Raw genomic sequence first — 12,532 nt, forward strand, 5'->3', positions numbered from 1 at the left:
TTCGCCTCCGGGGGCGCCTCAGCCCCCTGCGGCTCTCTTCGCGGCCGACGCGTGGGGACAGCCGGACTTGGTGGGCCCTTGCCCCTTGTCGGGGGCTGTTCAGGCGAAGCCGATGTCCGTCGACCTCGTCACCGTGCCCAGTCTCGGGAAGTCGAGGCGTACCGATGCCTCGTGCTCGGCCGCGGTGAACGCTGCCATGGTGTCCTCGGCGAAGACGAGGTCGTAGCCGAGGTCGGCGGCGGCGCGGGCGGTGGACTCGACACCCAGGTTGGTGGCGATGCCGCCGAACACCAGGGTGGTGATGCCGCGTTCGCGCAGCCGCTCGTCCAGGCCGGTGCCCTGGAAGGCGCCGAGGGTCCGCTTGACGACCTCCAGGTCGCCGCCCCGGCGCAGGCCGGGCGCCAGCCCGCTGCCGGGCGGCTGTTCGGCGACGGCGGGGCGCTCGACCCGCACGAGGACGACGAGGGCACCGGCGCGGCGGAAGGTGGTGGCCAACTCCTCCGCGGCAGCGAGCACTTCGGTGCCCTTGCGGGGTTCCAGGGGCAGCGCGACGACGCGGTCCATCAGGTCGACGAGGAGGAGGGCGGTGCGCTGCGGATCGAGCACGGGAACTGCGGTCATGACGGAACGTTAGCCGCCGTCAGCCGTCCGTGCCGGAAATCCGGATCAACAGGCCCGTGAACTGATCGCGTTCCGCGGCCGACAGCGGGGCGAGCAGTTCGTCGTTGGCCTCGCGGGCGGCCTTCTCGCAGCGCACGAGGAGACGGGCGCCCTCCTCGGTGAGGGAGACGGCGTTCTTGCGCCGGTCGCGGGGGTCGGGGGCGCGCTCGACCAGACCGGCGGACTGAAGGTCGTTCAGGATGCCGACCACGTCCTTCGGGTCGAGGCGCACACCGCGGCCGAGGTCCGCCTGAGCGACCGGGGCCAGGTCGCGGACGGCGGAGAGGACGACGTGGTGCCACATCTTCAGCCCTTCCGCCGCGAGGGCCTCGGCGACCAGGGCACGGCCCCGCGCGGCGGCCCGGCCGAGGAGCCAGCTGGGCAGGGAGCGGATCGCGGGCAGGGGTGCTTCGGCCATGACGGCAGCCTAGCCGAAGAATCGTTGGACTTCCCAATGAAGTGTGCTCTACCGTTGGCACTCCCAACGATTTCATGGGTGTTCCCAACGATCGATGCGCCGGGCACGCCCGGTCCCTGGAGGTTCGATGCGTCGCGTCCGGTACGAGTCCACCGGCGGCCCCCTGTTCGTGGAGGAGGCGCCCGTCCCCGTGCCCGGCCCCGGTGAGCTGCTGGTGCGCTGCGCGGCCGTCGGGGTCACCCTGCCGGTGGTGCGCAAGGTGACCGAGGCCGCGGAGCCGGTGCCGCTGGGCGGTGAGATCGCGGGCGAGGTGGTGGCGGCCGGCGGGGGCGTGACCCGCTTCCGCCCCGGCGACCGGGTGACCGGGCTGTGCTTCGGACACGGGTACGCCGAGTACGCCCTGCTGCACGAGGCCATGGCCTCACCGGTGCCGGACGGCGCCGACGCCGTGACCGCGGTGGCGCTGGTGCGCAGCGGCCTGGTGGCCTGGGGAGCGCTGGAGGCGGCCCGCCCGGCACCGGGAGAGTCGGTCCTCGTCACCGCGGCGGCGAGCGGCGTGGGGCATCTGGCGGTGCAGCTGGCGCGGGCGCGGGGCGCGGGGCGGGTACGCGGAGCCGTGTCCGGCCCGGGACGGGCCAAGGCCGCGGCCGGTCGGACCAAGGCGGACTTCGTGCGCTCGCTCGGCGCGGACGACTGCGTGCGGTACGACGACGAGAGCTGGGGCGATCCCGTGGACTGCGTCCTGGACGCCGTCGGCGGCGACCTGCTCTCCCCGGCCCTCGCCGCGCTCGCCCCGCACGGCCGCCTGGTCGCCTACAGCTCGGGCGGCGGCACCATCCAGGCGTACGACCTGCTGGTGGGGGCCAAGTCGGTGATCGGCTTCCAGATGGCGCTGATCGCCCGCGGCCGGCCGGAGCTGTACGAGCGGTGGCGGCAGGAGCTGTGGCGGCTGTTCGCCGAGGGTGCCCTGAAGCCCGTCGTGCACGGGGAGTTCGCCCTGGAGGACGCGGCGGCGGCGCACGAGGTGATCACGGGCCGGGCCAACCTCGGCAAGGTCGTCCTGCGCCCGTAACCGTCCGCACGCTCCTTGTGACCCGCGCTACTGCCCACTACCGTTCCTGGGGCGCACGTTGGACGTGGGATGTCCGGATGTCCAGATGTCCGGCCGACGAAGGGCAGGTCGCACGTGCCGTCAGGTCTTCGCGCCCGTCTCAGATCCGCACTCGCCACCGCCGCCCTCGCCGCGGCCGGAACGGTCCTGCCGTTCCTCCCCGCCCATCCGGCGCACGCCCGGCCGGCGGGCGGTTCTCCGGCGTTCGAGCAGCAGGTGCTGTTCAAGGCCGCCCAGGACCCGGGCTACGCGTGCTTCCGCATCCCGGCGGTCGTCAGGACGGCCGACGGCGCCCTGCTGGCGTTCGCCGAGGGCCGGGTCCTCAACTGCGGGGACGCGGCGGACATCGACATCGTGCTCAAGCGCTCCACCGACGGCGGGCGTACCTGGGGCCCGTTGCAGGTGGTCAACGAGGGCGCCGGCGACACCCACGGCAACCCGGCCCCGGTCGTGGACCGCGTCACCGGCCGGGTCTGGCTGGCTGAGACGTACAACACGGGCCGTACGGACAGCGCCGGTTGCCCGGTCCCCTGCGACCGCACCCCGCACCTCCAGTACAGCGACGACGGCGGCCGGACCTGGTCCCCGCCGCGCGACCTGAGCCCCGAGATCCTGCCCGCCGACTGGAACTCCTGGTACGCCACCGGTCCCGTGCACGGCATCCAGCTCACCCGCGGCCGGTACGCCGGACGCCTGGTCTTCGGGGTGAACACCGAGACCTGGGACGGCAGCCGGGTCACCGCCAACCACGCGGCCCTGATCGTCAGCGACGACCACGGCGGCCACTGGCGGATCGGCGCCACCGACACCTGGCCCATCGCCGCCGACGGCACCTTCCGGCAGAAGCCCTCCGAGCTCACGCTCGCCGAGCGCGGCGACGGCTCGGTCCTGGTCAGCGGACGGGAGCAGGACGGCACCGACCTCGGCCACCGCACCCAGGCCGTCAGCCGCGACGGCGGCGGCAGCTTCACCGCGCCCTTCCGCGACCTGCCGGACCTGTACACCCCGCAGGTGCAGGGGTCGCTGCTGCGGCTGGGCGACCGCCTGCTGCTCGCCTGCCCCGGCGATCCCGACCGGCGCCGCACGATGATGATCCGCTCCTCCTACGACGGCGGCCGGACCTGGGACGGCGTGGACCGCGGCACGGTCGTCACCACGGACTGGTCCGGCTACTCCGACCTGGTGCGGGTCGACTCCGGCACGGTCGGCCTGTTGTACGAGGGCGGCGCCGTGGACGCCCGCGACGAGATCCGCTTCGCCCGCTTCAGCGAGGACTGGCCGGCCCCGCGCCGCGGCCCCGACCCGGTCACCGCCGACCTCGCCCCGCACGCCCGCCCGGCGGCGGTGCTGGGCGGGCCGGAGGCGACGGAGGGGGTGTCCGGGGGCGCGCTGGAATTCGACGGCACCGACGACGCCGTACGCCTGCCGTACCGCACCGGGCTGCCGCTGGGCGCGAAGGACTTCACGGTGTCGCTGTGGTTCCGGTACACGGCGACGGCCGGGGAGCAGCCGTTGTTGTGGATGGGCGGGATCGGCACCAGCCAGCCGCAGGTGTGGCTGCGCGGGGAGCCGGCGAACAACCGGGTGCGGGGGCTGATCACCGTACGGAACGGAGCCACCCCGCCGCAGACCGCGTCCGTGTCCACGGACACCGCGTACAACGACGGCCGGTGGCACCACGCCGTGCTCCGCCGCGGCGGGGGCCGGCTGTCGCTGTCCGTCGACGGTGCGCTGTCCTCCGCCGCCGATGTGCCGGGCTCCGTCAGCCGCAACTCCCCCTTCGGTGTGCACCTCGGTCAGCGCATGGACAGCCGTGCCTTCCTCACCGGCGCGCTGGACGAGGTGCGCGTCTGGGACCGGGCGCTCACCGACGCCGAACTCGCCGACCCCAAGGTGCTGCGGTCACCGCAGGACACGGTCCTGTGGCTGCCCCTGAACCGTGTGCGCGGCTGACGCGTCGGGCGCGTCCGTGGCCGCCTCCGGGTCACGGGCGCGCCGCTTGGCGATGACCGCGCACACCATCAGCTGCATCTGGTGGAAGAGCATCAGCGGCAGGACGGCCAGCGAGGCGTGGGTGCCGAACAGGACGCCGGCCATCGGCAGCCCGGAGGCGAGGGACTTCTTCGACCCGGCGAACTGGATGGCGATCCGGTCCCCCCGGCCGAAGCCGAGCGCCTTGGCGCCGTACCAGGTCAGCGCCAGCATCACGGCCAGCAGGACGGCCTCGACGCCGAGCAGTCCGGCTAGCCGCACGGGGCTGACCTGGTGCCAGATGCCCTGGTTCATGCCCTCGCTGAACGCGGTGTAGACGACCAGCAGGATCGAGCCGCGGTCGACCAGCCCGAGGACCTTCTTGTGGCGGGTGACGAACCCGCCGATCCAGCGCCGCAGCAGTTGCCCGGCGAGGAACGGCGCCAGCAGCTGGAGCACGATCTTCACGACCGAGTCGGCGGAGAACCCGACCGCCTCACCGCCGAGCAGCCCCGCCGCGAGCAGCGGCGTGACGACGATGCCGACGAGGGAGGAGAAGGACCCGGCGCAGATCGCGGCGGGCACGTTGCCCCGGGCGATCGAGGTGAACGCGATGGACGACTGGATGGTGGACGGCACCAGCGTCAGGAACAGCAGGCCCTGGTAGAGGGGCTGGGTCAGCAGCACCGGCACCAGCCCGCGCGCGGCGAGGCCGAACACCGGGAAGACGACGAAGGTACAGGTCAGCACGGTGACGTGCAGCCGCCAGTGCTTGAGCCCGTCCAGCGCCTCACGGGTGGACAGCCGGGCGCCGTAGAGGAAGAAGAGGAACCCGATCGCGGCTGTGGAGGCACCCGAGCTCACGTCGGCGGCGGTGCCCCGGGCCGGCAGGAGCGCGGCGAGACCGACCGTGCCGAGCAGCAGCACGATGTACGGGTCGATCGGCATCCAGGTCGGCCGGCGCAGGCGTTTCACGGTGCTCCGATTGCTGTGGGTGACGTGCGTAGCGGGCCAGTAGGCCCCCGTCGATTGTCCTCCTCCGGCCATTGATCGGGAATCCCGCATACCGCTCTGACTGTCATCGCGATGCGCGATGGCCGCGCTAGGCTCGGCGTCGTGTACGAACCGACGCACCTGCGCACCTTCCTCGCGGTCGCCCAGACGCTGAGCTTCACGCAGGCCGCCCGGCGGCTGGGGCTGCGCCAGTCCACGGTCAGCCAGCATGTGCGGCGGCTGGAGGACGCGGCCGGCCGGCAGCTCTTCTCGCGGGACACCCATTCGGTGGAGCTGACCGAGGACGGCGAGGCGATGCTGGGGTTCGCCCGCCGGATCCTGGAGGTGCACGAGCAGGCGACGGCGTTCTTCGGCGGCACGCGTGTGCGTGGCCGGCTGCGCTTCGGCGCCTCGGAGGACTTCGTCCTGACCCGGCTGCCGGAGATCCTGGAGGCCTTCCGCTACGACCATCCGGAGGTCGACCTGGAGTTGACGGTGGAGCTGTCCGGCACCCTGCACGAGCGGCTGGCCGCCGGCAAGCTCGACCTGGTGCTGGCCAAGCGGCTCCCGGAGGACCCGCGCGGCGAGCTGGTCTGGCGGGACGACCTGGTGTGGATCGGCGCCGAGCGGCTGCGGCTGGAGCCCGACCGGCCCGTTCCGCTGATCGTGTACCCGCCGCCGGGCATCACCCGGGCCCGCGCGCTGGAGGTGCTGGAGCGGCAGGGCCGTGACTGGCGGACCGTGTGCACGAGCGGCAGCCTCAGCGGGCTGATCGCGGCGGCCCGCGCCGGCCTCGGGGTGATGGCCCACTCCCGGCGGCTGATCCCGCCGGGCCTGTTCCGGCTGCCCGACCGGGCCGGCCTGCCCGAGCTGGGCAAGGTCGACTTCGTCCTCGTCCACGGCCACCGCCGGGGCCCGGCCGAGGCAGCCGCGGACGCGCTGGCGGCGGCGGTCCTGGCGGGCGGCGAGCGACTGCGGCGCAGGAGCGACTGACCCACCCGCGGCGCCCCGCGCGCTCGGCGCCGTAATCGGGGCGTACAGATTCGGTGGAGATTACGGCACCGAAACTTACTGACCCGTCAGTAGTTGTGTCCGCCCTACCCCATGTGCGGGCATTTCGGGGTCACCGTCCCGGCGGAACGTGACGTTTGCTCGGTTTCCGCACCCCTCCCGCACGCCGATCGGGTGGGGTAGCTTTCACGGCGCTGTTCGGTGCGTGGACCAACGTCACTGAGGCGCGAACACGGGGAGCGAGGTTGCGCGAGTTCACCAACCCTCCGTTGGCGTCGCCACCGCCGGTGGGCGGTCTGGCAGACGTCGTCTTCGACCATGCCCGGACCGACCCGCTGCACATCGCGCTCGGCCGCAAGGACGCCTCGGGACGGTGGCGGGACGTCACCGCCGCCGAGTTCCGCGACGAGGTCATGGCCCTCGCCAAGGGGCTGCTGGCCCACGGCATCCGCTTCGGCGACCGGGTCGCGATCATGTCCCGCACCCGCTACGAGTGGACCCTGTTCGACTTCGCCCTGTGGACCATCGGCGCCCAGGTGGTGCCCGTCTACCCCACCTCCTCGGCCGAACAGTGCTTCTGGATGCTCTACGACGCCGAGGTGACCGCGGCGATCGTGGAACACGAGGACCACGCGATGACCATCGCCACCGTCATCGACCGGCTGCCGCGGCTGCGCCAGCTGTGGCAGCTGGACGCGGGCTGTGTGCAGGAGCTGTACGACGCCGGGGCCCACCTGGACGACGAGGTGGTGCACCGGCACCGGGAGGCGGTCACCCCGGACTCGGTGGCCACCGTCATCTACACCTCCGGCACCACCGGCCGCCCCAAGGGCTGTGTGATCACCCACGGCAACTTCATGTTCGAGGCGGACACCGTGATCCAGCGCTGGGAGCCGGTGTTCCACTCGAAGAAGGGCGACGAGGCGTCGACGCTGCTGTTCCTGCCGCTGGCGCACGTCTTCGGCCGGATGGTGGAGGTCGCCGCGATCCGCGGCCGGGTCCGCTTCGGACACCAGCCGCAGCTGCACGCCGCCGCCCTCCTGCCCGACCTGGCCGCCTTCCAGCCGACGTTCGTCCTCGCGGTGCCGTACATCTTCGAGAAGGTGTTCAACGCGGCCCGCCGCAAGGCCGAGAAGGAGGGCAAGGCGGGGCCGTTCGAGAAGGCCGTCGACATCGCTGTCAGGTACGCGGAGGCGGTCGAGGCGAAGGCCTGGGGCATCGGGCCCGGCCCGTCGGCGGGGCTGCGGTTGCAGCACCAGCTCTTCGACAAGCTGGTGTACGCGAAGGTCCGGGCCGCGATGGGCGGCCGGATCCGGAACGCGATGTCGGGCGGATCGGCGATGGACCGCCGGCTGGGGCTGTTCTTCGCGGGCGCGGGCGTGCAGATCTACGAGGGGTACGGCCTGACCGAGTCGACGGCCGCGGCGACCGCCAACCCGCCCGAGCGCACCCGCTACGGCACCGTGGGCCAGGCCATCCCGGGCATGACCGTGCACATCGCCGACGACGGGGAGATCTGGCTGCACGGCGCGAACGTCTTCCAGGGGTACCTCAACAACCCGAAGGCCACCGACCAGACCCTGCACGACGGCTGGCTGGCCACCGGCGACCTCGGCTCCCTGGACGAGGACGGCTATCTGACCATCACCGGCCGCAAGAAGGAGATCCTGGTGACCTCCGGCGGCAAGAGCGTCTCCCCGGGCGTGCTGGAGGAGCGGGTCCGCGAGCACCCGCTGGTCAACCAGTGCATCGTCGTCGGCAACGACCGCCCCTACATCGCGGCCCTGGTCACCCTCGACCAGGAGGCGGTCGAACACTGGCTCCAGATGCGCGGCAAGCCGAGGATGACCCCGGCCAAGCTGGTGCGCGACCCGGACCTGGAGACGGAGGTGCGGCGGGCGGTGGTCGCCGCCAACACCCTCGTCTCCCAGGCCGAGTCGATCCGCACCTTCCGCATCCTGGCCCAGCCGTTCACCGAGGAACACGGCCTGCTGACACCGTCGCTGAAGCTGAAGCGGAAGGCCATCGAGAAGGCGTACACCAACGAGGTCGAGGCCCTCTACCGGAGCTGATGTCCTGGACGCGGATTCCGCGGTCAGGAATGCGAAGCGGGCCGTGATCGTTGAGCATGGGAGTACCACCTTGTCGACAAGCGAAGGATCAAGAGGCTCGTGAGCAGCAAGGTCCCCCCGATCATCCTCAACAACGGCGTCGAGATGCCCCAGCTGGGCTACGGCGTGTGGCAGGTGCCGGACGACGAGGCCGAGCGGGCCGTCGCCACGGCGCTGGAGGCCGGGTACCGCAGCATCGACACCGCTGCGATCTACGGCAACGAAGAGGGCACCGGCAAGGCCATCGCCGCCTCCGGCCTGCCCCGCGAGGACATCTTCGTCACCACCAAGCTCTGGAACGGCGACCACGGTTACGACTCCACACTGCGCGCGTTCGACACGTCGCTGGAGAAGCTGGGGCTCGACTACGTCGACCTCTACCTGATCCACTGGCCGCTGCCCTCCCGGGGCACGTCCATCGACACCTACAAGGCGTTCGAGAAGCTGCTCGCCGACGGCCGCGTCCGCGCCATCGGCGTCTCCAACTTCCTTCCCGAGCACCTGCGGCGGCTGATCGCGGAGACGTCGGTCATCCCCGCGGTCAACCAGATCGAGCTGCACCCGCACCTGCAACAGCGCGAGGCGCGCGAGTTCCACGCGGAGCAGGGCATCGCCACGGAGGCCTGGTCGCCGCTCGGCCAGGGCAAGGGCCTGCTGGAGGTGCCGGCGATCGTCGCCATCGCGCAGAAGCACAACCGCACCCCGGCCCAGGTCGTGCTGCGCTGGCACATCCAGCTCGGCAACGTCGTGATCCCGAAGTCCGTGACGCCGTCCCGGATCAAGGAGAACATCCAGGTGTTCGACTTCCACCTGGACGACGAGGACCTCGCCGCGATCAGCGCGCTCAACGAGGACCGGCGCCTGGGTCCCGACCCGGCCGTCTTCGACGTGGTCTGACAGTCGGCCCCGACCGCACGTCCCGCACCACCCGGCACGGCCGTGCGCCCCGCACCGCGGCGGGGCGCACGGCCGTGTGCCGTTCGGCACCCCGCGACGACCCGCCGCTCAGCCGAAGCGCACGTCCGCGTGCACGACCTCGAACTCCTCCAGGCCGACCACGTCCGCGTGCGCCTTGGCCGACACCGCGTGACGCAGGCCCGCGACGGCCGCGCGCGAGGCGCCCAGGGAGGCGCGGTCCAGGAACAGGGAGCCGGTCATGGCCCGGCCCCGTTCCCGGTCGATCAGCAGGGTCGTCTCGGCGAGTCCGGGCAGCGACTCGGACCTCGGCACCACCGTGGCCCGGAAGGTGTCGACGACCAGATCGGCGTCGCGCGGGTCGAACTCCATCCTGGTGATCCGCAGTCCCCCGCCCTGCCGCGGGTGCCTGACCTCGTGGAGCACGGCGGCCTCGTAGTCGGCGACGGCCATGGTGCCGGCGAACGGCTCCAGGAGCCCCCTGCGCCGCTCGCGCATCACCACGTCGCTGTTGCGCCGCGCCTCCTCGGTCTCCCACCAGCTCACCGTGAGGAGCTTGCCGAGTTCCCGGTCCGCGAACACGCCCGCGCCACGGTACCCGGGGCGTTCCTCCAGCAGGTCCCGCCCCTCGCTGTTCACCGATCGGATGGCCGTGTCCAGCAGTGCCGGATCACCGGTCGCGTACACCGCACGGACGAACATGAGCCTCACCTCCGGGGGAAGGGGACCTCCGACAGCGGCGGACAGGGCAGGACATATCCGTCTCGTCCAGTCTTACCGGCGAGAGAACTCACCGCAATACGCACACATTTCGGACGTTCGCAACAGCAGGGTTGACGGGAGCATGGCGAAGACGTCACCGTGTACGGCACCCGGTAAGGAAACTTTCCTAACAGAAGGGTCCCCCACATGCGTCTCCGTACCCTCACCCTCGCCGCGGCCTCCGGCACCGCCCTGCTCGCCGCCGGCCTCCTGCCCGCGCACGCCTCCGCCGCCGCCTCCCCCAAGTCCGCGCAGGAGGGCACGGTCAGCGCCGCCGACCTGCTCGCCAAGGTGACGTCCTGTTCGCAGATCTCCAACGGCAAGTACCGGACGGACGAGGAGACGTCGGCCACGGTCCCGGTGTGCGGCAAGAACGGCGCGGTGTTCTGGAAGGCCGACATGGACATCGACTGCGACGGACAGCGCACCACCAACTGCAACGAGGACCGCGACCCCTGGTACCAGGACGACACCGCCTTCCACCAGTCCGACGGCAAGCCGCTGAAGGCGGAGACCCTGCCGTACGTCGTCGTGCCCAGCACCAGCAGCATCTGGAACTACTCCAACTCCGGCATCAAGGGCGGCGGCGTGGTCGCCGTCATCTACAACAACAAGGTCGAGTACGCCGTCGTCGGCGACACCGGCCCCACGCAGATCATCGGCGAGGCGTCGTACGCCACCGCCAAGGCGCTCGGCATCGACCCGGACCCGGCCACCGGCGGCGCCGACTCGGGCGTGACCTACATCCTGTTCAAGAACTCCACGGTCTCCCCCATCGAGAGCCACAGCGCGGCGGTCTCCCTCGGGGACCAGCTGGCCAAGCAGTTCATCGCGAACAACTGAAGCCGTCCGTCCGTCAGTTGGGCTGGCCCAGCGGGCGGATGACGGCGGTGTTGACATCGACCCCGGCCGGTTGCCGGATCGCCCACACCACCGAGTCGGCGATCTGGCCGGCGGTGAGGAGGTGCCCCGGGGGCAGGCTGCCGTAGCCGTCCCAGAAGGGGGTCTCCACCCGGCCGGGGGCGACCAGCGTGACACCGATCCCGAACTCCGTGACCTGGCGCCGGGTGTTCTCGGCGAGGCCGGTCACCGCCCACTTGGTGGCGCCGTAGAGATTGCCCGGAGTGTTCACGAACCCGGCGACGCTGCCGACGAGGACGATCCGGCCGCGGGTCTCCTTCGGCGCGTCGACGGAGGCGCGGATGAGGAGGGCGGGACCGAGGACGTGGGTGAGGACCATCTCGGTCCAGCCGGACGGGTCGCCCTCCGCCACGGAGTCATGGGTGGCGACGCCCGCGTTGGCGACGACGGTGTCCAGCCGGCCGTACGCCTTGAGCGTGCGGTCGACCGCGTTCCGTACGTCGTCGTACGACGACGCGTCACCGGCGACCGTCAGCAGTCCCTCGGGATGTCCGAGGCTCTCGGCGACATCCCGCAGCCGTCGCTCCGCGCGCCCTGTCACGGTGACCCGGTGTCCGGCATCCAGCAGCCGCCGCGCCACAGCGGCGCCGATGCCGCTGCCCCCGCCTGTGACGAGCGCGACCGGAGCGTCGTTCATGAGGTCCCCCTGCGTGGTGTGTCCCGCGGTGTCGAAGAGCCCGGAGCCCATCACTTGGAGACCAGTCGAAGTCAAGCCCCGCCCCGCCCTAGCCCCGGCGGACCGCCGTGTGCACGGTGTGCGCCGACAGGACGAACAGGTCCGGCCGTACGTGCGCGCTCGCCGGGTCGGACGGGTCGAGCAGCCGGTCGAGGGTGGCGCGGTCGTCGGCGTCCAGCGCGTCGCCGATGCCCTCGCGCAGCCGCGACAGGTGCGCGACGACGTAGGCGCGGGCCCGGTCGGTGACGGGGGCCGGCAGGTCGAGCAGGAAGGTGCGGGTCCCGGCGTGCTTGAGGCCGGCGGCGGTCAGCAGGGCGGGCCAGTCCTCGGTCTCGGCGACGGAGCCCGGCAGGCCGGCGCGCATCCGGCCGAACCACTCCTCCTCCAGGGCGTCCAGCCGCGCCTGGAGTCCGGGGCGGCCGATCCCGATGTCCCGGGGCAGGAAGCGGGAGGACAGACCGCCTTCCTGGAGGGCCAGCGTGCCGCCGGGGGCGAGCCGCTCGGCGAACGCGGTGAGCGCCGCCCGCTGGTCACCGAGGTGGTGCAGACTGCGGCTGGCCCACAGCAGGTCGGCCGGGTACTCCACCTGGTCCAGCACGTCGGGCAGTTCGCCGGTGACGGTGTCGAAGCGGTCGGCGACGCCCCGGCGGACGGCCCGCGCGCGGGCGCGCTGAAGCAGGGGCGCGGCGGCGTCGACGGCGACGACCCGGGCCCCGGGGAACGCCTCTGCGAACAGGCAGGCGACCACTCCGGGCCCGCTGCCCGCGTCCACGATCAGCCCCGGCTCGGTCACCTCCCGCGCGAGCCACGCCATGGCCCGCTCGTACACCGGGGCGAACAGCTCCGCCTGCGTCTCCAGCAGGGGGCCCATCTCGCTCCAGTCGATGTCCGTGCCGTGGTGCCCGTGACCGTGGCCGTGCCGGTGCCCGGTGTCGTGGTGGTGGTCGTGCGCCATGGTGGTCAGCCTCTCTTCCGGATGCGGT

At 72.2% G+C, this 12,532-nt stretch carries 12 protein-coding genes; 6 read left to right on the forward strand and 6 right to left on the reverse strand.

Going from position 1 to position 12,532, the window contains the following annotated elements; genetic code table 11:
* Positions 1–99: 99 nt before the first annotated feature.
* The gene (locus tag IE273_RS16080; protein ID WP_189815857.1) at positions 100–621 is read right to left on the reverse strand and encodes an isochorismatase family protein; all 522 of its coding nucleotides are present in this window, start codon (positions 619–621) and stop codon (positions 100–102) included.
* Between the two features lie 19 nt (positions 622–640).
* Positions 641–1,078: a MarR family winged helix-turn-helix transcriptional regulator gene (locus IE273_RS16085; protein WP_189815858.1), complete on the reverse strand. Its 438-nt coding sequence runs from the start codon at positions 1,076–1,078 to the stop codon at positions 641–643.
* A gap of 127 nt (positions 1,079–1,205) precedes the next feature.
* Between IE273_RS16085 and IE273_RS16090 the strand changes: the two genes are divergently transcribed.
* Positions 1,206–2,150 (forward strand): quinone oxidoreductase family protein, encoded by a 945-nt coding sequence (locus tag IE273_RS16090; RefSeq protein ID WP_189815859.1) that lies wholly within the window; start codon positions 1,206–1,208, stop codon positions 2,148–2,150.
* Positions 2,151–2,264: 114 nt separating this feature from the next.
* Positions 2,265–4,142 (forward strand): sialidase family protein, encoded by a 1,878-nt coding sequence (locus tag IE273_RS16095; RefSeq protein ID WP_189815860.1) that lies wholly within the window; start codon positions 2,265–2,267, stop codon positions 4,140–4,142.
* Here IE273_RS16095 and IE273_RS16100 read toward each other — a convergent pair.
* Positions 4,092–5,135: a bile acid:sodium symporter family protein gene (locus IE273_RS16100; RefSeq protein ID WP_229887248.1), complete on the reverse strand. Its 1,044-nt coding sequence runs from the start codon at positions 5,133–5,135 to the stop codon at positions 4,092–4,094. The genes IE273_RS16095 and IE273_RS16100 overlap by 51 nt on opposite strands.
* Positions 5,136–5,276: 141 nt before the next feature.
* On the opposite strand from IE273_RS16100, the gene IE273_RS16105 reads away from it, so the two are divergent.
* The 3 genes from IE273_RS16105 to IE273_RS16115 all read left to right on the forward strand — a co-directional run bounded on the left by IE273_RS16105 (position 5,277) and on the right by IE273_RS16115 (position 9,172).
* On the forward strand, positions 5,277–6,146 hold the full coding sequence (locus tag IE273_RS16105; protein ID WP_189815861.1) for a LysR substrate-binding domain-containing protein: 870 nt from the start codon (positions 5,277–5,279) through the stop codon (positions 6,144–6,146).
* A 263-nt stretch (positions 6,147–6,409) separates the two neighbouring features.
* Positions 6,410–8,236, forward strand: a complete 1,827-nt coding sequence (locus IE273_RS16110) for an AMP-dependent synthetase/ligase (RefSeq protein WP_189815862.1) — start codon at positions 6,410–6,412, stop codon at positions 8,234–8,236.
* Between the two features lie 99 nt (positions 8,237–8,335).
* Positions 8,336–9,172: an aldo/keto reductase gene (locus IE273_RS16115; protein WP_308437039.1), complete on the forward strand. Its 837-nt coding sequence runs from the start codon at positions 8,336–8,338 to the stop codon at positions 9,170–9,172.
* A 108-nt stretch (positions 9,173–9,280) separates the two neighbouring features.
* Here the strand turns inward: IE273_RS16115 and IE273_RS16120 are convergent, their stop codons facing one another.
* Positions 9,281–9,892, reverse strand: coding sequence for a hypothetical protein (locus tag IE273_RS16120; protein ID WP_189815863.1), 612 nt, complete (start codon positions 9,890–9,892; stop codon positions 9,281–9,283).
* Positions 9,893–10,099: 207 nt separating this feature from the next.
* Here IE273_RS16120 and IE273_RS16125 point away from each other — a divergent pair, with 207 nt between their 5' ends.
* Complete coding sequence (locus tag IE273_RS16125; RefSeq protein ID WP_189815864.1) at positions 10,100–10,795, forward strand: glycoside hydrolase family 75 protein; 696 nt, start codon at positions 10,100–10,102, stop codon at positions 10,793–10,795.
* 13 nt (positions 10,796–10,808) lie between these two features.
* On the opposite strand, the gene IE273_RS16130 is transcribed toward IE273_RS16125, so the two are convergent.
* Positions 10,809–11,510, reverse strand: coding sequence for an SDR family oxidoreductase (locus tag IE273_RS16130; RefSeq protein WP_189815865.1), 702 nt, complete (start codon positions 11,508–11,510; stop codon positions 10,809–10,811).
* Between the two features lie 88 nt (positions 11,511–11,598).
* Positions 11,599–12,504 carry a class I SAM-dependent methyltransferase gene (locus tag IE273_RS16135; protein ID WP_189815866.1) on the reverse strand — a complete coding sequence of 302 codons (906 nt, stop codon included), beginning with the start codon at positions 12,502–12,504 and terminating at the stop codon, positions 11,599–11,601.
* Positions 12,505–12,532: the final 28 nt, after the last annotated feature.

This window comes from Streptomyces olivaceoviridis (assembly GCF_014650115.1).
In the GTDB taxonomy this organism is placed as follows: Bacteria; Actinomycetota; Actinomycetes; order Streptomycetales; family Streptomycetaceae; genus Streptomyces; species Streptomyces olivaceoviridis.

Coding starts and splice junctions, on each gene's coding strand:
- IE273_RS16080 (WP_189815857.1), bottom strand. CDS start 621: ATGACCGCAGTTCCCGTGCTCGATCCGCAGCGCACCGCCCTCCTCCTC.
- IE273_RS16085 (WP_189815858.1), bottom strand. CDS start 1,078: ATGGCCGAAGCACCCCTGCCCGCGATCCGCTCCCTGCCCAGCTGGCTC.
- IE273_RS16090 (WP_189815859.1), top strand. CDS start 1,206: ATGCGTCGCGTCCGGTACGAGTCCACCGGCGGCCCCCTGTTCGTGGAG.
- IE273_RS16120 (WP_189815863.1), bottom strand. CDS start 9,892: ATGTTCGTCCGTGCGGTGTACGCGACCGGTGATCCGGCACTGCTGGAC.
- IE273_RS16125 (WP_189815864.1), top strand. CDS start 10,100: ATGCGTCTCCGTACCCTCACCCTCGCCGCGGCCTCCGGCACCGCCCTG.
- IE273_RS16130 (WP_189815865.1), bottom strand. CDS start 11,510: ATGAACGACGCTCCGGTCGCGCTCGTCACAGGCGGGGGCAGCGGCATC.
- IE273_RS16135 (WP_189815866.1), bottom strand. CDS start 12,504: ATGGCGCACGACCACCACCACGACACCGGGCACCGGCACGGCCACGGT.